The organism is Tenacibaculum bernardetii, assembly GCF_029125915.1.
In the GTDB taxonomy this organism is placed as follows: Bacteria; Bacteroidota; Bacteroidia; order Flavobacteriales; family Flavobacteriaceae; genus Polaribacter; species Polaribacter bernardetii.
In genome coordinates, this window is record NZ_JAQJCU010000002.1 from 175,638 (window position 1) to 200,693 (window position 25,056).

The 25,056-nt window shown below is 30.2% G+C and carries 21 protein-coding genes; 10 read left to right on the forward strand and 11 right to left on the reverse strand.

Annotation, left to right across the window (positions count from 1 at the left end; all coding sequences use genetic code 11):
- Positions 1-206: 206 nt before the first annotated feature.
- A complete protein-coding gene (gene trhO, locus P2G10_RS02455) occupies positions 207-1,238 on the forward strand; it encodes an oxygen-dependent tRNA uridine(34) hydroxylase TrhO (RefSeq protein WP_218771751.1) in 1,032 nt (343 codons plus the stop codon).
- A 77-nt stretch (positions 1,239-1,315) separates the two neighbouring features.
- Entirely contained in the window at positions 1,316-2,398 is a 1,083-nt protein-coding gene (gene dinB / locus P2G10_RS02460) for a DNA polymerase IV (RefSeq protein WP_275315076.1), read from the forward strand.
- On the opposite strand, the gene P2G10_RS02465 is transcribed toward dinB, so the two are convergent.
- The 4 genes from P2G10_RS02465 to rplU form a co-directional block, all read right to left on the reverse strand.
- Positions 2,395-4,308 (reverse strand): tetratricopeptide repeat-containing sensor histidine kinase, encoded by a 1,914-nt coding sequence (locus tag P2G10_RS02465; RefSeq protein ID WP_275315077.1) that lies wholly within the window; start codon positions 4,306-4,308, stop codon positions 2,395-2,397. The two genes, dinB and P2G10_RS02465, sit on opposite strands and share 4 nt — an antisense overlap.
- Positions 4,309-4,310: 2 nt before the next feature.
- Positions 4,311-5,045, reverse strand: coding sequence for a LytR/AlgR family response regulator transcription factor (locus P2G10_RS02470; RefSeq protein ID WP_218771754.1), 735 nt, complete (start codon positions 5,043-5,045; stop codon positions 4,311-4,313).
- A gap of 359 nt (positions 5,046-5,404) precedes the next feature.
- On the reverse strand, positions 5,405-5,665 hold the full coding sequence (gene rpmA, locus P2G10_RS02475; protein ID WP_218771755.1) for a 50S ribosomal protein L27: 261 nt from the start codon (positions 5,663-5,665) through the stop codon (positions 5,405-5,407).
- A 22-nt stretch (positions 5,666-5,687) separates the two neighbouring features.
- Positions 5,688-6,173 (reverse strand): 50S ribosomal protein L21, encoded by a 486-nt coding sequence (gene rplU, locus P2G10_RS02480; RefSeq protein ID WP_218771756.1) that lies wholly within the window; start codon positions 6,171-6,173, stop codon positions 5,688-5,690.
- A gap of 205 nt (positions 6,174-6,378) precedes the next feature.
- Here rplU and P2G10_RS02485 point away from each other — a divergent pair, with 205 nt between their 5' ends.
- Positions 6,379-7,692, forward strand: a complete 1,314-nt coding sequence (locus P2G10_RS02485) for a M16 family metallopeptidase (RefSeq protein WP_218771757.1) — start codon at positions 6,379-6,381, stop codon at positions 7,690-7,692.
- Between the two features lie 21 nt (positions 7,693-7,713).
- Positions 7,714-9,765, forward strand: a complete 2,052-nt coding sequence (locus tag P2G10_RS02490; RefSeq protein WP_275315078.1) for a M16 family metallopeptidase — start codon at positions 7,714-7,716, stop codon at positions 9,763-9,765.
- A gap of 54 nt (positions 9,766-9,819) precedes the next feature.
- Here P2G10_RS02490 and P2G10_RS02495 read toward each other — a convergent pair whose 3' ends face one another.
- Positions 9,820-10,692, reverse strand: coding sequence for a DMT family transporter (locus P2G10_RS02495; RefSeq protein WP_275315079.1), 873 nt, complete (start codon positions 10,690-10,692; stop codon positions 9,820-9,822).
- Between the two features lie 89 nt (positions 10,693-10,781).
- Here P2G10_RS02495 and P2G10_RS02500 point away from each other — a divergent pair, with 89 nt between their 5' ends.
- On the forward strand, positions 10,782-11,258 hold the full coding sequence (locus tag P2G10_RS02500) for a cation transporter (protein WP_275315080.1): 477 nt from the start codon (positions 10,782-10,784) through the stop codon (positions 11,256-11,258).
- Between the two features lie 87 nt (positions 11,259-11,345).
- A complete protein-coding gene (locus P2G10_RS02505; RefSeq protein ID WP_275315081.1) occupies positions 11,346-12,386 on the forward strand; it encodes a COX15/CtaA family protein in 1,041 nt (346 codons plus the stop codon).
- Between the two features lie 106 nt (positions 12,387-12,492).
- Here P2G10_RS02505 and gldD read toward each other — a convergent pair whose 3' ends face one another.
- The 4 genes from gldD to mutY are packed head-to-tail and all read right to left on the reverse strand — an operon-like array spanning position 12,493 to position 15,868.
- Positions 12,493-13,044: a gliding motility lipoprotein GldD gene (gene gldD, locus P2G10_RS02510; protein ID WP_275315082.1), complete on the reverse strand. Its 552-nt coding sequence runs from the start codon at positions 13,042-13,044 to the stop codon at positions 12,493-12,495.
- Entirely contained in the window at positions 13,037-14,338 is a 1,302-nt protein-coding gene (gene gldE / locus P2G10_RS02515) for a gliding motility-associated protein GldE (RefSeq protein WP_275315083.1), read from the reverse strand. Before gldE ends, gldD begins: the two co-directional genes overlap by 8 nt.
- A gap of 19 nt (positions 14,339-14,357) precedes the next feature.
- The gene (locus P2G10_RS02520; RefSeq protein WP_275315084.1) at positions 14,358-14,789 is read right to left on the reverse strand and encodes a single-stranded DNA-binding protein; all 432 of its coding nucleotides are present in this window, start codon (positions 14,787-14,789) and stop codon (positions 14,358-14,360) included.
- A gap of 35 nt (positions 14,790-14,824) precedes the next feature.
- Entirely contained in the window at positions 14,825-15,868 is a 1,044-nt protein-coding gene (gene mutY, locus P2G10_RS02525) for an A/G-specific adenine glycosylase (RefSeq protein ID WP_275315085.1), read from the reverse strand.
- Between the two features lie 129 nt (positions 15,869-15,997).
- Here mutY and P2G10_RS02530 point away from each other — a divergent pair, with 129 nt between their 5' ends.
- On the forward strand, positions 15,998-16,291 hold the full coding sequence (locus tag P2G10_RS02530) for an HU family DNA-binding protein (protein WP_218771765.1): 294 nt from the start codon (positions 15,998-16,000) through the stop codon (positions 16,289-16,291).
- A 297-nt stretch (positions 16,292-16,588) separates the two neighbouring features.
- Positions 16,589-18,127 carry an Rne/Rng family ribonuclease gene (locus P2G10_RS02535; RefSeq protein WP_218771766.1) on the forward strand — a complete coding sequence of 513 codons (1,539 nt, stop codon included), beginning with the start codon at positions 16,589-16,591 and terminating at the stop codon, positions 18,125-18,127.
- 60 nt (positions 18,128-18,187) lie between these two features.
- On the opposite strand, the gene P2G10_RS02540 is transcribed toward P2G10_RS02535, so the two are convergent.
- Complete coding sequence (locus P2G10_RS02540; protein WP_275315086.1) at positions 18,188-20,377, reverse strand: patatin-like phospholipase family protein; 2,190 nt, start codon at positions 20,375-20,377, stop codon at positions 18,188-18,190.
- A complete protein-coding gene (gene uvrC, locus P2G10_RS02545) occupies positions 20,374-22,170 on the reverse strand; it encodes an excinuclease ABC subunit UvrC (RefSeq protein ID WP_275315087.1) in 1,797 nt (598 codons plus the stop codon). The genes P2G10_RS02540 and uvrC overlap by 4 nt, the downstream gene beginning before the upstream one ends.
- A 75-nt stretch (positions 22,171-22,245) precedes the next feature.
- Between uvrC and P2G10_RS02550 the strand changes: the two genes are divergently transcribed.
- Complete coding sequence (locus tag P2G10_RS02550) at positions 22,246-24,015, forward strand: MutS-related protein (protein ID WP_275315088.1); 1,770 nt, start codon at positions 22,246-22,248, stop codon at positions 24,013-24,015.
- A gap of 12 nt (positions 24,016-24,027) precedes the next feature.
- Positions 24,028-25,020, forward strand: a complete 993-nt coding sequence (gene moaA / locus P2G10_RS02555) for a GTP 3',8-cyclase MoaA (protein ID WP_275315089.1) — start codon at positions 24,028-24,030, stop codon at positions 25,018-25,020.
- The last annotated feature ends 36 nt before the right edge of the window (positions 25,021-25,056 follow it).

Consider the following 25,056-nt stretch of genomic DNA (forward strand, 5'->3'; position numbering starts at 1 on the left):
TAGTTCTGTTAATCTATAATGATACAAAGGTTTAAAAAAATTGAATTAGTTGTATCTGTTTTTATTGATATTTTTAGTTAAAGTTCAAAAAACATCAAATTAAAGTAAAAAGTGTGGTTTTAAACAAAAAAAATCAAAAAAGAAGTACATTTGCAAAGATTTTATAAAAATCAACAAATATTTTGACTAACTAAAAAAAGTATAGCATGCAACTGTACAATAAGTTAAGCGCAAAAGAACGCGCTGCATTAATTGACGAAGCCGGTAAGGATCGTTTAACAATTTCTTTCTATCAATATTTTAAGATAGAAAATCCACAATTATTTAGAGATAAATTATTCCTAGAATGGAATGATTTAGAGGTTCTTGGTAGAACATACGTTTCTTACGAAGGAATTAACGCCCAAATGTCTGTTCCCGCTGATAATTTCTTACAACTTAAAGAACAATTAGATGCTATTTCTTTTTTAAAAGATATTAGATTAAATGTTGCAGTTGAACACGATAACAAATCATTTTTAAAATTAAAAGTAAAGGTTCGTAACAAGATTGTAGCCGATGGTTTAAATGATGATACTTTTGATGTTACCGATAAAGGTGTGCATTTAAATGCGAAAGAGTTTAATGAAATGTTAGCCAACCCAAACACTGTTTGTGTTGATATGCGTAATCATTACGAAAGTGAAATTGGGCATTTTAATGGCGCAATTACACCTGATGTAGATACTTTTCGAGATTCTTTAGATATTATTGAAGAAGATTTAAAAAACAATAAAGAAGATAAAAATTTATTGATGTATTGTACTGGCGGAATTCGTTGTGAAAAAGCTTCTGCTTATTACAAACACAAAGGTTTTAAAAACGTTTTTCAGTTAGAAGGTGGAATTATAGAATATACGCGTCAGGTAAAAGATGAAGGTATTGAGAATAAATTTATTGGTAAAAACTTCGTTTTCGATCACCGAAGAGCGGAGCGAATTACAGACGATGTAGTTTCTAATTGTCATCAATGTGGTAAAGCTTGCGATGAACATACTAACTGCGCAAACGAAGGTTGTCATTTATTATTTATTCAGTGTGATGAATGTGCAGAAAGAACAGAAAACACATGTTCTTCTGATTGTCAAGAAATTATTCAACTATCATACGAAGAACAAAAAGAATTACGAAAAGGCACACATGCCAGTAATAAAATATTTAAAAAAGGGCGATCTGAAGTTCTTAAATTTAAAAAGTAAATCAATTTAAAAGCACTCTTTCGAGTGCTTTTTCTTTTTAAATGCCTAATTTTATATTCTAATTTAGCATCCTAAAAATGTCTCTTCAACCACCATATCGTAAAATTATTCATGTAGACATGGATGCCTTTTATGCTTCGGTTGAGCAATTAGATAATCCTGACTTAAGAAATAAACCTCTTGCTGTTGGTGGTAATGAAATACGCGGTGTGGTTTCAGCTGCTAGCTACGAAGCTCGAAAATTTGGCGTTAGATCTGCTATGAGTGGTTTTCTCGCTAAAAAAAAATGCCCTCATTTAATATTTGTTCCCCCTAGGTTTGATCGTTACAAGGAAATATCTTCTAAGATTAGAGCAATTTTTTATGATTATACCGATTTGGTTGAACCTCTTTCTTTAGATGAAGCTTATTTAGATGTTACCGAAAATAAAAAAAGTAATTTATCGGCTAGTTTAATTGCCGAAGAAATTCGTGAACGTATTTGGAACGAACTCGAGTTAAGAGCATCCGCAGGAATATCAATTAATAAATTTGTAGCTAAAATTGCTTCTGACATTAACAAACCTAATGGTCAGAAAACTATTAATCCTGATGATGTTATTCCCTTTTTAGAACAGCTGTCTGTCAATAAATTTTACGGCGTAGGTAAAGTTACCGCTGCTAAAATGCATAATTTAGGTATTTTTAAAGGGCTAGATTTAAAGAAAAAAACACTAGAAGAACTTACTCTTTTATTTGGCAAATCTGGACTACATTATTATAATATTGTAAGAGGAATTCATAATAGTGAGGTAAAGCCAAATAGGATTCGAAAATCAGTTGCAGCAGAAACTACTTTTAATGAAAATTTATCTTCGGAAATTTTTATGCTACAACCTCTCGAAAAAATAGCAGATGAGTTAGAACGAAGAATGAAAAAATCGAATACAAAAGGAAAAACGATTACTTTAAAGATAAAGTACAGTGATTTTACACAACAAACTAGAAGTAAAACTACTGATAATTATATTCAGGATAAACAAGATTTTTATCCTATTATTAAAAAACTATTATATCAAGAATCTTTAAAAAACTCTGTTCGGTTACTTGGTATTTCTTTTAGCAACCTAAATACCGAAATAAAAGAAGCAATATGGGTACAATTAAAGTTTGATTTTTAAATTAAAGGTAGTTTTAAAGATACTTTTGTTCCTTTAACATTACCACTTTCATCAAGTAAATCGACATAAACTAATGAATAATCGTTTTGAAACTGAGAAGAGAAATTCATTAATCTTTCTTTCGTTAAATCAATGCCTATTGATTTTCTATTTAACGTTTTGTTACTTTTAATTCTAAAAGCTTCTTTACGACCAATTCCATTATCAACTATATCTATTTGAACAAATTCATCAGATATTTTCTCAACAGATAATACAACTTTTTTATCTCCCTTTTTTGAAGAAAGTCCATGCCAAATAGCGTTTTCTAAAAATGGCTGTAAAATTAATGGCGGTATTTTAATAACTTCTAAGTTAACAATTGAGCTTATTTTTTCTTCATATACTATTGCATTTGAAAAACGAATATTTTCAATACTCATATATAAAGTCATTGTTTTAAGTTCTTCTGCAAGGTTAACTTCTTTTACCGTACTAGATTCCAGAATACTTCTAATTAACTTTGAGAATTTATTTAAATATCGAACTGCATTTTTTTGTTCGTTATTTATAATATATAGTTTAATAGAATTCAACGCATTAAACACAAAATGAGGATTCATTTGTATTCTTAAAGCATCTTGCTCTAAAAGTAATATTTGTTTATCATTTTTTAACAAACGTTGTCTGTATATCGAGTATAATAAAACTCCAAATAAAGCAATCGATACCAGCGCGATAATTAAAATATTACGATTTCTTAGCAGTTTTAATTTAGTAATTTCATTTTCTTTTGCTAAGTCTTTTATTTTATTAGTATTTACTTCGCTATCATACCTATCTATAAGACTATTTACATACCTAACATTTTTATTGTTGTAAGTTCTTCTTTCTACATCTATAGATTTATGATAGTATTCTAAGGCTTTTTTATAATTCTCTTTTTTTTGATTTAACTCAGATAAGTGTGCATATGATAAAGTTAAGCTTGAAAGAATATTATTTTCTAAGCCTATTTTAAGTGCCCTTTCTAAATAGTCTTCAGCATCCTCATCTTTATTTAATTTTATTGAAACCCAACCATATGTATTGTAAACTTCAGACAAGTAATATCTATTACTTATTTCTTCTGCAGAAGCAACAACCTCTGCAATGTATTGGTATGCTTCATTATATTTTCCTTTTTGAATTAAAACATCAGCGATACTATTATGGCAAATTACTTTTCCTAATTTATCATTATTTAAGGTGTTATATCTTAAAGACTTTTGGTAATTTTCTAAAGCTAAATCTAAATCGCCAATATTTTTATAAGCGTATCCAATATTTTGATGATTAATTGCTAAACCTCTTTTATCATCTAAGCTATCCTGAATAAGAATAGATTGGTTAAACTTTTCTAAAGCTCTTCCATATTGTTTTAAAGCCAAATAAATATTCCCAATACTATTTATAGTAATACTATTACTCTTTTTAATATCTTCATTTGGACTTTCTATTTGAGTAACAATCTCTAAAGCTGCTTGATGGTTGTTTAATGCAGATCTAATTTTATCTTGACGCCTGTAAACAACCCCTAACTGATTTAATATTACGATTTCAGCCTCTTTACTTTCTATTTCTTTAGCGAGTCTTAGCGCCTCGTTATAGCTTTCTACTGCCTTATCATACTCTGTAATATTTCTAAATAAACGCCCTTCTACTTTTTTTGCAAATATTTCTCCTATTACATAATTACTCTTTTTGCTTTCCTCTAAAAGATTTTTTATCTGATTATCAGTAAACCTAGCTCTTTTAAAATGCTGTTGGAGTTTAAAGTAACTAGTTTCTTTTTTCAATAAAGCGCCAGTGATTAAACTGTCAACGTTATTTTGTGATAGGCAGGTGATAGTAGTTAAAAAGAATAAGATTGTTACAAGGAAGAATTTCATTTTTAAAATTTTTCTAGAAAATCAGATTTTCTCTGACGTGAAACTGGTATTTTATGATTGTCCTCTAAAACCACATAACCATCCGACCTTAAAAATTCTTTAATCTTGTTTAAGTTGATAATAAATGAATTATGTATTCTAAAAAAATGTTCTTCTGGGAGTAATAAATTAATCTCTTTTAACTTTTTTGTTATTACAATTTTTTTATTGTTGACTGTATGAATAGAACAATAATTACCGTCAGATTCAACAAATAAAATTTCCGATTCTTCTAAAAAAATTAATTTACCATCGGTATTTATTGTTATTTTTCTTTTTTTGAATTTTTTATTAAAGTTTGTTAGTATTTGCTCGAATTTTTCGTGGTTATTATTTTTAACATGATGACTTTTAACTCTGTTTAATGTTTCCTCTAAATCATCAGAATCTACAGGTTTAAGCAAATAATCGATCGCTTCATTTTTTAAAGCCTTTATTGCATACTCATTATAAGCTGTTGTAATTACAATTGCAAAATCTTTTTTATCTAATCTATCAAGTAATTGAAAACCATCCATTGTTGGCATTTCAATATCTAAAAAAAGACAATCGATGGCATTACTATTAATATATTTAATAGCCTCTTCTGCCTCCGTAAAGGTTTCTATAACCTCTAAATCAGTATCAAAATTAGACAATTCCCAAGTAAGTCCCTGTATAGCTTTAGGCTCGTCATCAACAATTACAGCTTTTAACATATAGTAGTATTTCTATCAAATGTAACTGATATTAATGTAATAATAAAACGTTAAAAATGAAGAAACGATCTAAAGAACATAAAAAATTACCTAAAAAAACAATACAAAAACCATCTACACACAAATTAAGACCATTTACACATTAGTAACTTTTTAAAATATATTTACGCCATATATTTGTTATATAATACACAAGGGAATCGTATTGATAAATTGGGGGATTAATCAATAAGAAATTAAAAAAACAAGCATTACTTTATAGTAGTGTTTTTTTTTGCATTAAATTTAATTTCGTTTTAAAACATAAAAAAGCTCAAACAACAAGTGTTTGAGCTTTAATTTATTAAATCAAAAATTTCTTAAGCCTCGAAAGGAACTATAGAAACGTATGACCTGTTGTCTCTTTTCTTTCTGAATTCAACTACACCATCAACTCTAGCATGTAAAGTATGATCTTTTCCCATGTAAACATTTTCACCTGGGTTGTGAGTTGTTCCTCTTTGACGAACAATAATGTTTCCTGCAATTGCAGCTTGTCCTCCAAAAATCTTTACTCCTAGTCGTTTCGATTCTGATTCTCTACCGTTCTTCGAACTACCGACACCTTTTTTATGAGCCATCTCTCTAAGTTTTTAAAGTTAATTATTTGCTTAACGCTTCAATTAATTCTGCTTTCTTTAAAGAAGTATATCCTGAGATACCTTTTTCTTTAGCTAAAGCTTTTAATTCAGCAACAGTCATTGAACTTAAGTCCTTAGATTCAGCTTTTGCCTCAACCTTAGGAGTTTCTTTTTTAGTTACTGTTTTTTTAGCACCAGATGCAGCAATTCCTTCGATTTGAATCTCAGTTAAATACTGTCTGTGTCCGTTTTTCTTCTTGTAACCTTTTCTTCTTTTCTTCTTGAAAACGATTACTTTATCACCTTTTAAGTGACGTAATACCTTTGCAGTTACTCCTGCACCTGTTATAGCTGGGGCGCCAATAGTTACGTTCCCTTTGTCTTCAATTAGCATTACATTATCAAAAATTACTTCTGATCCTTCTGCGTCTTGTAAACGGTGTACGAATACCTTTTGGTCTTTTGCTACTTTAAATTGCTGCCCTGCTATCTCTACGATTGCGTACATACTTTTTGTTTTGCGTTATACTTATTTTACACTTTCTTAGTGAAAATGCGGATGCAAATATACATTTTTTACAACAAACAAGCTTTAATTCAGTAAATTAATATTCAGTTTGTAAAAAAATAATTTATTCTACCTTTTTTAATGTAACGAATATCCTAATTTCACGTCACATATAATAAAATCAGTTAAAACTAAAATTTTATCAATGAAAAAAAGTATTATAACTCTTAGTGCTGCTTTGTTTATTGGCTTTGCTGCTAATGCACAAAAAGTAGCCTTTGAAGAGTACGATTTAAGTAATGGAATGCATGTGATTTTACATCAAGATAAATCTGCACCTGTAGTAACAACAGCTGTAATGTATCATGTTGGAGCAAAAGATGAACAGCCAGATAGAACAGGTATGGCTCATTTTTTCGAACACTTATTATTTGAAGGAACTAAAAACATTAAAAAAGGAGATTGGTTTAAAATTGTTTCTTCTAACGGAGGTAAAAACAATGCAAATACAACCGATGATAGAACATATTACTACGAAGTCTTTCCTTCTAATAATTTAGAGTTAGGTTTATGGATGGAATCTGAACGTTTATTACACCCGGTTATTAATCAAGGTGGAGTTGATACTCAAAATGAAGTTGTAAAAGAAGAAAAAAGATTACGTGTAGATAATCAGCCTTACGGTAGCTTTTTAGAGAACGTTAAAAAGAACATCTTTAAAAAACACCCTTATAAAGGAACTACTATTGGAAAAATGAAACATTTAGATGACGCTACTTTAGCTGAATTCTTAGCGTTCAATAAAAAATTCTACGTTCCTAATAATGCAACTTTAGTTGTTGCTGGTGATATTGATATTAAAACAACCAAGAGAATGGTACAAGATTATTTTGGCCCAATTCCTAAGGGTGCAGAAATAACCAGAACCTTCTTAAAAGAAGATCCTATTACTAAGCAAATAAACGCAAAGGCATACGATGCTAACATTCAAATACCTGCTATAGTTAATGCCTACAGAACTCCATCTATGAAAACAAGAGATGCTAGAGTTTTAGATATGATTTCTACTTATTTAAGCGATGGTAAAAGCTCTGTTTTATATAAAAAATTAGTAGATACTAAAAAAATGGCATTACAAGTTGGAGCTTTCAGTTCTAACCAAGAAGATTACGGAACCTATATTGTTTATGGTCTTCCTTTAGGAAAAACATCTTTAACTGATTTAACTAAAGAAATTGATGAAGAGATTGCAAAGATTCAAACGAATTTAATTTCTGAAAAGGCATATCAAAAATTACAAAACAAATTCGAAAACAATTTTGTGAATGCGAACGCTAGTGTTGAAGGAATTGCGAATTCATTAGCTCGCTACAATGTTTTATATGGTGATACTAATTTAATTAACACAGAAATTGACATTTACCGTTCAATTACCCGTGAAGAAATTAAAGAAGTTGCTAAAAAATATTTAAATCCTAATCAACGATTAGTTTTAGAATATTTACCAAAAAAGAAATAAATCAAAAGACAATAATATATTATGAAGACAAAAATAGTATCACTTATCGCAATTTTAGCAATGTCTTTTGCTACAACTGCACAGATAGATAGAAGCGTACAACCCAAGCCAGGACCAGCACCAAAAGTACAGTTAGGTAAAGTTGATAAATTCACATTGCCAAACGGGCTACAGGTTATAATGGTTGAAAACCATAAATTACCAAGAGCTTCTGCAAGTTTAACTATTGATAACAAAGCTGTTGTTGAAGGAAACAAAGCAGGTTTATCTGGTATGATGGGAAGCTTATTAGGCCGCGGAACTACAAATATTACAAAAGATGAATTTAACGAAAAGGTAGATTATCTTGGTGCTCGTGTTAACTTTTTTAGTTCTGGAGCTGCTGCTGCATCATTAAAAAAATACTTTCCTGAAGTATTAGGGTTAATGGCAGACGGAGTTAAGAACTCTCAGTTTACCCAAGAAGAATTCGACAAAGAGGTTAAAGTTACTTTAGACGGATTAAAATCAAATGAAAAAAGTGTAACAGCAATCGCAAGAAGAGCTGAAGGTGCTTTAATTTATGGTAAAAATCACCCTTTTGGTGAATTTACAACCAAAGAATCTATCGGTAACATTTCACTTACAGATGTTCAGAATAATTTTAATACCTACTACAAACCAAATAATGCTTACTTAGTAATTGTTGGAGATATTGATCCTTCAGAAACTAAAAAAATGGTAACAAAACTATTTGGTGACTGGAAAAAAGGAAATGTACCTGCGGTTGCTTTTTCTAAGCCAGAAAACGTAAATACTACCGAAATTAACTTTATCAACATGTCTAATGCAGTACAATCAGAAATTGTAGTTGCAAATAACATCGATTTAAAATTAGGTGATAAAGATTATTATGCTGCTTTATTAGCAAACAGTATTTTAGGTGGTGGCGGAACTGCTCGTTTATTCATGAATTTACGTGAAGATAAAGGGTATACTTATGGTTCTTATTCTAGTGTTAGACAAAGTAGAGATGCTGCAACATTTAGAGCAACAGCAAGTGTTCGTAATGCTGTAACAGATAGCTCTGTTGTAGAAATACAAAAAGAAATCAACAAAATTCGTTATCAAAAAGTATCTGCTGAAGAATTAAAAAATGCAAAAGCTAAATATGTTGGTAATTTTGTAATGGAGGTTCAAAAGCCTGCAACTGCTGCTCGTTATGCTTTAAACATTGCACTTTATAACTTACCTGCAGATTTTTATGAAAACTACTTAAAAAATATTAACGCTGTAACTTTAGACGATGTTCAAAATGCAGCAATTAAATATTTTAGAGGTGATAAAGCGCGTATTATAATTACTGGTAAAGGAATTGAAGTTTTAAAGAATTTAGAAAAAAATTCTGATTATAAAATCAACTATTTCGATACTGAAGGAAACCCTACTACTAAGCCAGCAATGACTCTACCTATTCCTGCAGGAATGACTTCTGCAAATGTTGTAAATAAATATTTTACTGCAATTGGAGGGAAAGACAAAGTTAAGGCTGTTAAAACAGTAACTATAGTTTCTAACGCAACAATTCAAGGAACTCCGTTAGCGATGACTGTTAAAGCTGCTGCACCAAACAAAACGTCTCAGTCAATTGCTGTGATGGGTAATGTAATGCAGAAATCTGTTTTTGACGGAACTAAAGGATATTCTGAAGCTAGAGGTCAGAAAACAGCTATGACGCCAGAGCAAGTTGAAAAAGCAAAAAATAGTAATGCTCTTTTTAGTGATTTAAAATACACTGCAGGTAAATTATTAAGAGTAGAACCAATAGAGGGTAAAAATGCTATTGTTTTAAAATATAATGACACTGAGGTTTATTATGATATGACTTCTGGATTAAAAGTAAAAGAAGTTAAAACAGTAAAAACTCCAGATGGTAAAGAAACTAAAGTACCAACTGTGTTTTCTGACTATAAAGAAGTAAACGGAATTAAATTCCCACATTCAATTGGATTAAAATCAGGACCAATGAATTTAAACTTCGTAGTAAAAGAAATAAAAATTAACGAAGGTGTTTCTGATGCTGATTTTCAGTAAATAGAAAAACGTTAAAATAAGTAAGAGAGCCAAAGCGAAAGTTTTGGCTCTTTTTTATTTTGATCTATTTGTAATCCAAACCCCAAATAAGATAACTCCACCAGCAAGCAATTGAGTTACACTTAATTGCTCTCCGTCTATAATTCCCCAAATTACCGCTATAATCGGAATTAAATAAGTTACCGAAGAAGCAAAAATTGGTGAAGAAATATGCACTAAATCATTAAATATCACCTTTGCAATTGCTGTTCCTAAAATTGATAAAACAATTATATATAATAACGCTGGCTTAGTTTCAGAGTTTAATTCAAATTCAGTGAAAAAACCTGTCCAACCTAATATTATTAAAACAGGAATTATTACTATTAAAAAATGCCCTGTAGTAATAGTAAGTCCGTCTAAATCATGTAAATGTTTCTTTATAATATTTACATTAAACGCATAACCTACTGAAGAAATAATTGGCAACAAAGCATACCAATAATTCTGATTTGGATTTAAGTCTGCTCCTTTTAAAATTAAAATTATCGTTCCAACCAAGCCTATAAAAATTCCTATAAACTGCCTTTTCTTAAAGGCAAAACCAAACACTAAAGCACCAATAATAAAAGTATTAAATGGTGTTAGTGAATTTAATATTGATGCTATTGAACTATCGATTCCTTTAATTGCGTAGGCAAACAAAAATGCCGGAAAAAAGGTACCGACTAAAGTACTTATGAAGACATATTTCCAATGTCTCTTTTTTATTTTTCGTAAACTTTTAAAACCAACTATAATCACAAAAATAGCAGCAAAAAAAGTTCGTAAAGCAGCCACATGTATAGGCGATATACTTATTAATGCTTTTTTCATTAAAATAAAAGAACTTCCCCAGACTAGTGAAAGAACTACTAAATAGAACCATTTTCGTTGTTGATTATTCATTACCAATTCATTTAAGCACAAAATTCGTTTATTAATATCTATAAATTTGATTTTATTAATAACTTTGCTAAATAACTCAATAAATTAAAATGATGAAAATTCAAAAAATAATATTCGCTTTAACTCTTGTTAGTTTTTTAGCCGTTGGATGCAAAAACGAAGCAAAGAAAGATGACGCTACTAAAGAAGAAAAAACTGAAGTTACTGCAAATACAAAAGAGCTTTCTTTAAGTATTTCAGGAATGACTTGCGAAATAGGATGTGCTAAAAAAATAGCATCTGATTTATCTAAAAAAGAAGGTGTATTAGAAGCTAACGTAGTATTTAACGATAGTATTGCTAACGTAAAATATGATGCAAACATTACTAATAAAGCCGATTTAATTGCTTTTGTTGAAGGGATTGGTAGTGGTGATATGTACAAAGCTTCAGAAACAAGTAAAAAAGAATGCAAAGAAGGTTGTACTATGACTTGTTGCGCTAAAAAAGACACAGAAAAGAAAACCTGTGATGCTGACTGTAAAAAAGAATGCTGTACAAAAGGTGATGCTGAGAAGAAAGCATAAATTTTATCTTAAAAATAAAAATCAAGCTTCTCTTTTGAGGGGCTTTTTTTATGCGTTTATATTATCTTTGTAAAAACATTTCTTCTGATGAAAAAACATTTTCCTCTCATAGTAAAAATTTCGTTAATTGCTGTATACCTTATTTTTTTAGCAGGATCTGTAGTTCGTATGACAGGATCCGGAATGGGCTGCCCAGATTGGCCAAAATGTTTCGGATATTACATTCCGCCAACTTCTGAAGAGCAAATTACTTGGCAACCCAATACTACATATGAAGAGGGAATGATAATCGTTAAAAACGAGGTTTTATTCGTTGCTGAGAATGATTTAAAAACAACAACAGAGTTTAACAATAATAACTGGGTAAAATATACCAAACACAGCTACGCAAAATTCAATAAATTTCATACTTGGACAGAGTACATTAACCGATTAGCTTCTGCTTTGGCTGGAATTCCGTTTTTGTTTTTAATTTTCGTTTCCACCAAATTCTGGAGAGAAAAGAAAATTATTACCCTTTTATCATTCGGAGCTTTCTTTTTAATGCTTTTTGAAGCCTGGCTAGGTAAAACTGTGGTAGATTCTAACTTAAAACCTACTATTATTACCATTCACATGGTTGGTGGTTTAGTTATTGTTGGCTTGCTATTATGGTTACTATTTATAGTTTCTAAAAAGCCGTTAGATGCTACTCAAAATAGTAAACCTACTGCATACAATTCGCTTTTTAATAAATTGTTAATCATTTCAGTAGTATTTTCTTTAGTTCAAATTGCACTAGGAACTCAAGTTCGTCAGTTTATTGATGAGCAAGTCAAATTATTCGGATTCGACAACAAGCAATATAGTTTGCTAAACCCTAGTTTTAAATTTTACTTTCACCGTTCATTTACAATTGCGATTGTATTAGTAAACATGGGGATATTTTACTTAAATCAAATTAAAAACTTAGGGTACAAATTGGTAAACTGGATTGTGTTTTTGATTTTTCTAGAAACAATGACAGGTATTTTAATGTATTATGCTGATTTTCCTATCGGAACGCAAGCAATACATTTACTTTCTGGAGCTATTTTATTCGGATTACAATTTTACTTATTACTACAAAATAGAAGTGTAAAAGAATAAGTTTATGGTAACAAAACTTCATGAAATTTCTAGCCCCGATTGTAGCATTTGTTTGAGCTCCCCGCAGAGAGCGAGTGCGGAAAGCGGGAAATAGCTTCAACAAAAATTAATCCTCCCACTCTAAGGTTTCCAACATATGAATCATATCTTTTTTGATATATTCAACTGCTGGTAAAATAGAATCGTAATTAGGTTTTGTATAAAAAAACAGCGATCCTTTTAAAAAATGACTTGTACTGTCAGTAACATGAAATTGAATTTGTGAGGCCGCATTTCCTGAGATTTCACACATTTTACCATATATTTTTTTATCGGTATCTGCATAATCTCTCCATGAAATATGATCGGCTTTTACGGTATGTTCTAGCACTAATTTTTCAGCTTCAACCAACAATTCTTTTAAATTATCATTTACAGGTCGGTACGTAATATCTACCGAAGCCTTTAATTTAGGATATTGAATTTTTAACCAATTTTGCGGCAAAGTTTTAACAGTCGCATTTTTAGCAATATCAAAACGGTAAGGTCTTGTTTTATTCAACTTGTTATATCCTTTTTCTGGATATTCAAGACTTAAATAACCTTTAGGTTTTGGTAAACTTTCTTCACCACAACTTAATAATAACATTGCTGATATCAACAATAAAAATTTATGCATTTCGTGTTGCTTTTACTTGTTTTATACGCTTCTTATCTAACGCCTCTATAGTAAACGTATAAATGTTAAAGATTATTTTCTCACCCTTTTTAGGAAACTTACCAGACACTTCTAAAATAAAACCTGCTATGGTTTCACTTTCTCCTTTTAGTTCTTCAAACTTCTCTTCATCATCATCTTCTAATACGCGACAAAAATCTTTGATGGTTGTTTTACCTTCAAAAATATAATTATTTTCATCTATTTTCGAATATGACAAATCTTCATCATCAAATTCGTCATTTATATCTCCTACAATTTCTTCTATAACATCTTCTAAGGTTACAATTCCGCTTGTTCCGCCATATTCATCTACAACAATTGCTAAGTGTTTTTTCATTTCTTGAAACTCGCTTAACAAATCATCTAATTTTTTGTTTTCTGGTATAAAAAAAGCTTCGCGTAATAGTTTTTGCCACTGAAAACTCTTCTTATTTAAATATGCTAATAGATCTTTTGCATATAAAACACCTTTAATATTGTCTATATTTTCGTGATAAACAGGAATTCTTGAATACCCGTTTTTTAAAATCATCTTTAAAACCTCTTCATACGAAGTATCGTCTGCAATTGCACAAACATCGGTTCTTGGTTTCATAATTTGTACTGTTTCTGTATTACCAAAACTTACAATTCCTTCTAATATTTTTTGTTCTTCCTTTGTTGTAGCTCCGCTTGATGTTAATTCTAAAGCTTGTGATAAACGCTCTACAGAAAGGTTATTATTCTTGTTTCCAAGCTTATTTTCTACAATACTGGTTAGCTTTATAAGAGGCGTACTTAAAGGCGTTAAAAGAATATTTAAAACCTGAATAGGCTTCGCCATAAAACTAGCAAATTGCATCGATTTTCTGGTCGCATATACTTTTGGCAAAACTTCCCCAAACAATAGAATTAAAAAGGTTACTAAAACAACTTCTATTAAAAACTTTATTCCACCAGAAAGTCCGCTAAAAAAAACCTCACCTAAGGAGGCAAATATTAGTACAATAAGAATATTTATAAAATTGTTTGTTATTAAGATTGTTCCTAATAATTTCTTCGGATCCTCTAGAAGCGACACAACGGTACTTTGTCCTTTTGATGAAGATGAAAGTTCGTCTATTTGAGTTTGTGATATTGAAAAAAAAGCCACTTCGGTTCCTGAAACCAAAGCTGAGCAAACTAATAAAAAAAGTAATGCAAAACAGTTTATTGTGGTTAACCAATTAATGGTTGATAAGATTAAAAACAAGGAGTTGGGTTCGGTATCCAATTTTTATAATTTAAGTAAACTAGAATGGTAAATCATCATTATCTGCTGGTGCTACATTAGGTACAGCATTATTTTTTTGCGGTATTTCTGTATTAGAACCTCCGTTAGTTAGGTCTTTTTTTGTTGACAGAAAGGTCATTTCTTGTACCTGAATTTCTGTAGCATAACGTTTTTGTCCGTCTGCTTCATACTGACGCGTTTTAATTCGTCCTTCGCAATACACTTTATCTCCTTTTGTTAAATATTTTTCACAAATTTCTGCTAGTTTATTACGTACAACAATATTATGCCATTCTACATTGGTGACTTTCTCGCCTGTTTGGCGATTTGTATACGTTTCGTTTGTTGCCAATGGAAAACGACCAATAGCATTACCGCCTTCAAAATAATGCATTTTTACGGCATCACCTAAATGACCTATTAAAATAACTTTATTAATTGTACCTGCCATAACTTAGTTGTATAAAATCAAATATACAAAATTTACTATTTGTTATCTGAAAATTCGTTTAAAAACTTATCAATCAAAACAGGCACCGGATATTGCTTAATGTCTTGCCATAAAATAGTTTTCTCTTCGGAATTTGAAATTTTAACAATCCAAAATTTTGTAAATAAATGCTGATGTGATAATTTATGAACAATATCTTCTTTATTAAATAAAGACAACAACGTTTCTTGAGGGAAAAGAGTTAAAAACTGTTCATTATCAACAAGTGCTGTTTCAGCTATTGGCTCTTTTGTTTCAATTAACGGAAATTGATACATTCCTTGCCAAATACCTTTACCTATTCTTTGCTCGATAATTGTTTTTTTATCATCTGTAACAACTACCAAGAAATTAAAATAACGCTTTTTTATTTTGATTTTCTTCTCTTTTACTGGAAGTTCTTTAATTTGCTTTTTAGCCAACGCAATACAGCTTTCAGATAACGGACAAGAATCACATAGCGGATTTTGTGGTTTGCACTGCGTTGCTCCGAAATCCATTATAGCCTGATTATAAGTTCCTGGCTGAGAAACATCAATTAATGTTTGTGCTAATTCTTTAAACTCCTTTATTCCTTTTAATGAGTTTATTGGCGTGCTGATTCCGTAATAACGCGCCAAAACTCGGTACACATTTCCATCAACAACTGCCACAGATTCATCATAACAAACAGAGGCTATTGCAGAGGCTGTATAATCTCCAATTCCTTTTAATTTTAAGAGCTCTTTATAGTTTTTTGGAAAAACTCCGTTAAGTTCATTTGCAATGTATTTTGCGGTAAAATGTAGGTTTCTTGCCCTTGAATAATACCCTAAACCTTGCCACAATTTAAGCACCTTGCTTTCATCAGCCTTTGCCAAGTCAAACACTGTTTCAAACTCTGTTGTAAAGGTCGTAAAATATGGCAATCCTTGTGCTACTCGTGTTTGTTGTAACATAATTTCACTTAACCAAACCAAGTAAGGGTCTTTAGTTTTACGCCAAGGCAAATCTCTTTTGTTTTTTAAATACCAGTAAATAAGTTGGTTAGCAAATATCATTTATGTAAATTGAGCCAGCGAAAGTACTCTATTTTATTTACATTTTTTTATTCTTATTATTTTCGGAATAGATTAATTATCATATATTTGCACCCTCATTTTTAAAAATAAATTCAAAATATATATAGAATGACAAAAGCAGATATCGTATCTAAAATTTCAGATAAGAGTGGAATTGAAAAAGCAGATGTTTTAGCAACTGTTGAGGCGTTTATGGACGAGGTAAAGGATGCATTAGAGAGCGGAGATAATGTATATTTAAGAGGTTTTGGTAGTTTTATCATCAAAACTAGGGCAGAAAAAACTGGTAGAAATATTTCAAAAAATACGACTATTAAGATTCCTGCACACAACATACCTGCTTTTAAACCATCAAAAGTGTTTACAGAAGGTGTGAAAACTAAAGTTTCTGTAAAAGAATAAAATTATTAATCAGAGGTCTTTAACTTCTAAAGACTTTATAAAACATTTAAAATTATGCCAAGCGGTAAAAAAAGAAAAAGAGCTAAGATCTCTACACACAAAAGAAAGAAAAGAGCAAGAGCAAATCGTCACAAGAAAAAGTAAGCTAACGCTTACTTTTTCGTTGCTTTTATAAGCTTATTAAGTTCATTGACATTAAGGTTTAAACACCTTAAAATGGTATAAAAATTATACCTGTTTACAAATTTTAATCCGTCTTCGTAAAAATTATTACGTTGGCACAAAACTATATTCAGAATGAAAACAGAATTAATAATTCGTTCAAATTCTTCTGATATTGATTTCGCCTTACTAAGAGATGGTAGACTTATTGAATTAAACAAAGAAACAAGCGATAATAAATTTTCAGTCGGAGATGTTTTTCTAGCAAAAATAGGAAAAGTGATGACTGGTTTAAACGCCGCTTTTGTAAATGTTGGTTACCCTAAAGATGGTTTTTTACACTATCATGATTTAGGGCCACAAGTACAATCTTTAAACAAATTCATTAAGAAGGTAAGCACAGGTAATTATAAAGAATTCACTTTAAAAAACTTTCGCTCTGAGAATGATATCAATAAAGACGGGAGTATTAATGATGTACTAAAATCAGGTCAAAATTTATTAGTACAAATTGTAAAAGAACCAATATCTACCAAAGGTCCGCGTATTAGCTCGGAACTATCAATAGCTGGTAGGTTTTTAGTTTTAGTTCCTTTTTCTAACAGAGTATCTGTATCTCAGAAAATAGCAGATCCAAAAGAAAAAGAACGTTTAAAAAAATTAGCAAAAAGCATCAAACCAAAAGGGTTTGGGCTTATTTTACGTACTGTTGCCCAGAATAAAAAGGTAGCAGAACTAGATAAAGATTTACAAAATTCACTTGAACGTTGGGAGAAAATGTGTAATAGCATCGCTAACAAAAACACGCCAACAAAAATATTAAGTGAGTTAAACAGAGCATCTTCTATTTTAAGAGATGTAATGAATGATTCTTTTACAAGTATTGTAACCAACGATAAAGATTTAATGGTTGAGATTAAAGAGTATTTACAAGAAATATCTCCTGAAAAGGAAAGTATTGTAAAACTTCATAAATCTGACACTCCAATTTTCGAAAAATTCGGTATTGAACGTCAGATAAAAACATCGTTTGGTAAAACAGTTTCTATGAGCAAAGGTGCGTATTTAGTTATTGAACACACCGAAGCTTTACATGTTATTGATGTAAATAGTGGTAATCGCTCAAACAAAGCTTTAAGCCAAGAAGAAACTGCTTTAGAAGTTAACTTAATTTCTGCTACAGAAATAGCACGACAGTTACAACTGCGTGATATGGGTGGAATTATAGTGGTTGACTTTATTGATATGAAGAGTACTGAAAATAGACAGAAGTTATATCAGCATTTAAAAGATGCAATGTCATTAGATCGTACAAAACACAAAATTTTACCTCCGAGTAAATTTGGTTTAGTACAGATTACAAGACAACGTGTACGACCTGAATTAGAAATAAAAACACGTGAACCAAACCCGAATAAAAACGGAGAAGTTGAGGCTCCTATTGTTTTAATAGATAAAATAGAAGCTGAATTAGAACGCATATTAAATAGCGGTAAAGACTACAAGGAAATTACATTAAATACACATCCTTTTATAGCTGCTTATTTAACTAAAGGCGTAAACTCTATTCGTTTTAAGTGGTATGTTCAACACAAAAAGTGGATTAAAATATTACCTAGAGATGCATACCAATACTTACAGTATAAATTCTTTTTGAAAAAAAAGGACAAGTAAGTAAGGCAATCTTATTATGAAATAAAAACCCGTTTCTTTCGAAACGGGTTTTTTTATGCGCTAAAACCAAAAACCTAAATTAAATAACCAGTATTTTTCTTTATGATCTGGCGACCATGTATATTTTAATTCTACTGGACCTAAAAAAGTTTCAACACTATACCCTAAAGCATAGCCCGATTTGGTGTTTTTAAACAGATTTGGGTCAGAAAAAACATCTTCATCTACTCTAGCGTAATTGGCAATAAAAGAAGCATAATGCTTCTCTATAACCTGATACCTAAAATTAAACTCTGATTTTAAAAAAGACTGATCACTTAAAACCCCTGTTTCATATCCATAAAAGGGTTTAAAATTATTAATATAGTTTTGGTTATAACCTCCCAAACGATAATTAAACATTAAAGATGTTTTATCACCCAAAGTATAACCTGCTTGTGATGTATATTGAAATGTAAGTTTATTGTAAAAAGTGGTTGCGAAACCTAATGTTCCACCTGCTTGAGAAAATTGCTGAAAAGGTTCGCTATCTGGCACTAATCTTGATAATTTATCATTTCTATCTGACCAAACAAACCACTTTAAACCAACGTCTGCATAAAAACCTTTTGTAGGAAACATCTCTTTATTATAAGTATCTAACTTTAAAAAGGCATATGTATTTATATAATTACTATCATCAAAAAATGTTTCCTGACCGTTACTTAATACATTACTAGATTTTATTTCTATCTTCTTTTGTTCAACACCTACGCCTATTGCAAACTTTTTATCCATTGTTGTTTGCAAAAAAAACGAGTTTGTAAAATCGGCATACCTCACATTTATTAAATCAGCATCATACAGAAAATCGTTGTTAAATGTATTGTATCTAGATTTTACACCATAGCTTGGTAATAAGCCATTATCTATAAAATACTGGAAATCATACCTTATTTTATCTCCTATTCCTACGTCTAGAGATAACTCATCATTTTGAGTTAGTAATTTTTTGTGATTATAATTTAATAACACAGCCGACTTATATAACAAATCGTAATGCAATCCGAATCTCAAATAAGATTCTACATCATCTTCTTTTACTACTAATTCAAGTTTTTTTCCTTCAAATGATTTTCTGAAATGATAATCTATTCTTTTAAAATTTTTAGAAGCTGTTAGTGTATTTATTTTTCTTGAAATATCACTATATGAAATACTATCACCCTCCTTTAACTGCAGTTTACCTAAAATATAATTATTTGTGTATTTTTTATTTCCCTTTATAATAATTCTATCTACTAAAAATTTATTTTTTTTAACTTCTATTTTTTTAGGTTTCTTTTTATTGTATTGAAGTTTAGAGATGCTATCAAAAACATTCTTAAAAGTTTTAGCTATTTTTTTTCCTTCACCAATAATTTCCTCTTTTTTATCGAAAGAAATCACATTATACTCTTCAACTTTTGGTTTAATGTAAACATTTAACAACTTAACTTGATCATCTGCTTTTTCATACATTTTAAAATTTACAATTTGCATTAGTAAAGACGCTACAGATGATAGTTCTTCTCTTTTAAGCAACTCTCCCTGAACACTAACTCCAATTATAATGTCCATATTTTTTTCCTTCATAATATCAACAGGAAAGTTATTTACAACACCACCATCTACTAATAATTCCCCATCAATTTCAACAGGATTTAATAACGATGGAAAAGAACCACTTGCTCTTAACGCTAAAGGCAAAGAACCTTTATCTAAAAGAACCTCTGCGCCTGTTTCAATATTTGTTCCTAGACAATAAAATGGAATTGGTAGTTGAGAAAAATCACGAATATTATCTACAGGAGCTAGCAACTCTGTTAAAAAATTTAATATGTTTTGCCCTTTCGATAACCCTAACGGAAGTCCTATTTTACCTTCTTTTATAGGCAAGCTAATAGCATATTTTTCTCCATTTTCTTTATTAAAAAGAGGTTTTTCTCTCCTAGAAATTTTATCTCTTATAATTGTTTCAAAATCGGTGTTTAAAATAATCTCTTCAATTTTATCTGCAGAATATCCAGCAGCATATAAACCACCAACAATGGCTCCCATACTTGTACCGCCAATATAATCTATTTGCACTCCTGCCTTTTCTAATTCTTTTAAAACGCCAATATGAGCAAAACCTTTAGCCCCACCTCCACTTAAAACTAATCCTACTTTAGGTTGGTTTTGTGCCAGCATAATTGCAGGTAAAAACAATATAATTAATAGTTTTTTCATTCTTTTTCTTTTTGATAAAATTGATATACTTTTTGAGCTCTTGAGAACCCAACAATTTCTTTTAATTCTTCTAACGTAGCTTCTTTTACTCTTTTTGCTGATTTAAATTTACGTAATAAATTAGTAATGGTTTGTTTACCAATATCAGGAATTTGTTCTAATTCTGATTGGATAGCACTTTTACTTCGCTTATTTCTGTGCAACGTAATTCCGAATCGATGGGCTTCGTTTCTTAAAAACTGAATTATTTTTAAACTTTCTGATTTTTTATCTAAATATAAAGGCACAGAATCTCCTGGATAATAAATTTCTTCTAATCGTTTTGCAATTCCGATAATAGCTATTTTTCCTCTTAAACCTAAAGCGTCTAAACTTTTTAAGGCTGATGATAATTGTCCTTTTCCTCCATCAATAACAATTAACTGTGGTAACGGTTGCTTTTCTTCTAACAAGCGCCTATAACGACGAAAAACTACTTCTTCCATCGATGCAAAATCATCGGGTCCTTCAACAGTTTTAATGTTATAATGACGATATTCTTTTTTACTCGGTTTTCCATCTTTAAAAACCACACAAGCCGCCACAGGATGCGTTCCTTGAATATTCGAATTATCAAAACACTCTATATGGCGTGGCTCTACATGCAAACGTAAATCTTTTTGCATTTGACTCATGATTCGTTTTACATGACGATCTGGATCTACAATTTTTATTTGCTTAAACTGCTCCATGCGATAATACTTCGCATTTCTTTCTGATAAATCTACAATCCGTTTTTTGTCTCCTAATTTAGGGGTGGTTACTTTTATTTGCTCTCCTAAATTGACTTTAAAAGGCACATAAACTTCTCTTGACAACGAGTTAAATCGGTTTCGAGTTTCTATGATAAACAACTCTAATAATTGCTTATCAGTTTCTTCTAGTTTCTTTTTTATTTCTGTGGTGTATGATTGCACGATTGCGCCATTCATCACTTTAAAAAAATTTGCGTAACCGTGAGTTTCATCAGAAATAATAGAAAAAACATCTACATTATTAATAGACGGATTTACAATAGTAGATTTTGCTTGATAATTTTTTAAAGAATCTAATTTATCTTTAATTTTTTGAGCTTCTTCAAATTTCATATCCGAAGCAAAATCGAGCATTATTTGTTGTAATCGCTCTAAAATTTCTTTAAAATTTCCTTTAAGAATATTTCTAATTGCCTTAATTTCTTCTAAATAATTATCTTCATGCTGATGCCCTTCACAAGGCCCTTTACAATTACCTAAATGGTATTCTAAACAAACTTTATACTTGTAAGAATCTATTTTTTCTTGACTTAAATCGTATGTACAAGTTCGCAGCGGATACAACTCTTTAATTAAACTTAAGAGTGATTGCACCATTTTCATGTTGGTGTAAGGTCCAAAATATTCAGAACCATCTTTAACAACTCTTCGAGTAGAAAAAACTCTCGGAAAACGTTCTTTTTTTATACAAAGCCACGGATAAGATTTATCATCTTTTAATAAAACATTGTAACGCGGTTTATACTTTTTAATTAAGTTATTTTCTAGCAATAATGCATCCGTTTCTGTGTCGACAACAACATGCTCTATCCGAACAATTTTTTTGACTAAAATTCGCGTTTTACCATTCTCATGAGTCTTCGTAAAATAAGAAGAAACACGTTTTTTTAAGTTTTTAGCCTTTCCTACATATATAATCACCTCATCTTTATCAAAATATTGATAAACTCCTGGTGAAGAAGGTAGTGTTTTTAGCTGAAGTTCTAATGAAGTTGGCATACAACGAAAATACAATTTTATAAAGATATGTAAGTTGCTATATGTACATTTACACTAATATTTATTTACTACACAATGCAACAACCAATTCCTTTTTATAAAGAAGAAATCAATAGTTTAAATACCCTTTTAATTGCGTTAAAAAAACGATTACTAATAACTCGTGTTTTACGTCTTTTGGCTTTCTTAACCATTTCTTTTTCAGCCTATATAGCTATTACAAAAAACAACTTATTTTTTATTGCAAGTGTTATCGCTTTAATTGCTTTTGTTTATTTAGTAACAAAACACTTACGTTTAAAACAAACAAAAAGTCTTCTAGAAGCAAAACTGACTATTAATAAAACAGAAATAGCTGTTTTAAATGGTACATTTTCTGATTTAGAGAGTGGAAAAGAATTTACAAATCCCGAGCATTATTTTAGCAATGATATCGATTTATTTGGTGTTGGTTCTTTCTTTCAATACATAAACAGAACAGCAAGCAATGAAGGAAAAAAACTATTAGCTACTATTTTAACAAGCAACGATATTAACAGTATTGAAGAAAAACAAAAAATAACACAAGAACTTGCGTCAAAAGTAAAATGGCGTCAACACTTTACGGCTGTTGCTAGTTTAATAAACACAAAAACGGCAATACCTGTTATTGTAAAATGGGTGCATTCTTATGAGCAGAAGCTACCATCTTTCTTAGCACTTTTTTCGTATGTTTTTTCTGCTATTTCAATTGTTTTAATTGGCTTATTAAGTTCTGCTATTATTCCGTTTTCTATACTTTTAATATGGTTTATTATTGGTTTAGTAACGACTGCTTTCTTTTTTAAAAATATTCAAGAATTAGCGACTGAAACCACCAAAGCAAAAGAAACTTTTAATCAATACCACCAGTTATTAGCACAAATAGAAAATGAGGAATTCACCAATTCAACATTAAAAAACAAACAAGCACAAATTAAAAAAGAAAACAAAAAGGCATCTACCATATTTAAAGAGTTTTCTAAAAAACTAGATGCTTTCGATCAACGTAATAACATTATTATTGCTGTTGTTGGTAACGGACTTTTTCTTTGGGATATTCGCAACACTATTAAAATAGAAAAATGGATTACTACCTACAAAAGCACTGTTGAAGAATGGTTTAATGTTGTTTCTTTTTTTGATGCACAAAATTCGTTAGCAAACTTTGTTTTTAATAAACCCCAGTATATATTTCCTACTATAAATAACGAAAAATCAGTTTTAAACGTAGTGAATTTAGGACATCCTTTATTGAATACGACAAAAAGGATAGACAATGATTTTGTAATAGATAATGAAGCATTTTTTATTGTTACTGGCGCAAATATGGCAGGAAAAAGTACTTTTTTAAGAGCTGTTTCGTTAGCAATTGTAATGTCTAATACTGGTTTACCAATATGTGCTGAAAAGGTAAAATACAATCCGGTTAAATTAATTACAAGTATGCGTACTTCAGATTCTTTAAGCGATGATGAATCTTACTTTTATGCCGAACTAAAACGTTTAAAGTTTATCGTAAACGAAATTAAAACAGAAAATTATTTTATCATTTTAGATGAAATTTTAAAAGGAACAAATAGCATGGATAAAGCAATTGGTTCTAAAAAATTCATTGAAAAACTAAACAAATCAAACTCTACCGGAATAATCGCCACACACGATGTTAGTTTATGTGAATTATCATCAGAATATACGACCATTAAAAACTATTATTTTGATGCTGAGATTATAAATAACGAGTTGCATTTTGATTATAAAATGAAAAACGGCGTGTGTAAAAACATGAACGCTTCCTTTTTATTAAAGAAGATGGAAATTGTTTAATACCTTTACAATATGAGCAAACTTATTGATAATTTCGGCAGACAAATTAGCTATGTTCGATTGGCAGTAACCGATCGTTGCAACCTTCGTTGCCAATATTGTATGCCTGCTCATGGTATTGATATTGTACCACGAAAAGAGCTATTAACCTATAAAGAAATGTACCGTCTTATTCGCGTACTTACCGAATTAGGTGTAAACAAAGTTCGTTTAACAGGTGGTGAGCCTTTTGCTCGTAAAGATTTTATGTCGTTTTTAGACATGCTATCTTATAACGATTTGTTAGATGAAATTAATATTACTACAAACGGAGCATTAGTTGCTAATCATATTCAAACTTTAGAAAAGTTAGAGAAAATAAAAAACATCAATTTAAGTATTGATAGTTTAGACACTCATAAATTTGCGAAAATTACACGTCGCGATGTGTTTCCTGAAGTTTATAAAACTTTCGAATTATTAGAAAATAGCTCGTTAAACTTAAAGTTGAATGTAGTGGTGCAATCTGGTTTTAATACTGATGAAATAAACGATTTTGTAGCCTTAACCAAAGATAAAAATATTGCAGTTCGTTTTATTGAAGAAATGCCGTTTAACGGAAAAGGGCAACGAGAAATGAAAGAAAGCTGGAATTATAATAAAATTATAGCAGAAATAAAATCTGAATATACTGTTGCGCCTATTGTTTCAGAAAAATCATCTACATCACGTAATTTCTCTATCGAAAATCATCAAGGAACCGTAGGGATTATTCCTGCATTTACACGTACTATTTGTAACGATTGTAATCGAATAAGAATTACCTCAACCGGTACTTTTAAAAACTGTTTATTTGATGATGGTGTTTTTAACTTGCGTGATTTTATTCGTAAAGGTGCAAGTAACGACGATTTAAAAGAACTTTTTTTATCTCTGATAAAAGAAAAGCCCGAAAACGGATTTATAGCAGAAGCAAATCGTAAAAAAGGAAATGTTACTGAAAGTATGAGCACAATTGGTGGGTAATAATATATTAAAAAGCTGATATATTCACAAATAAAA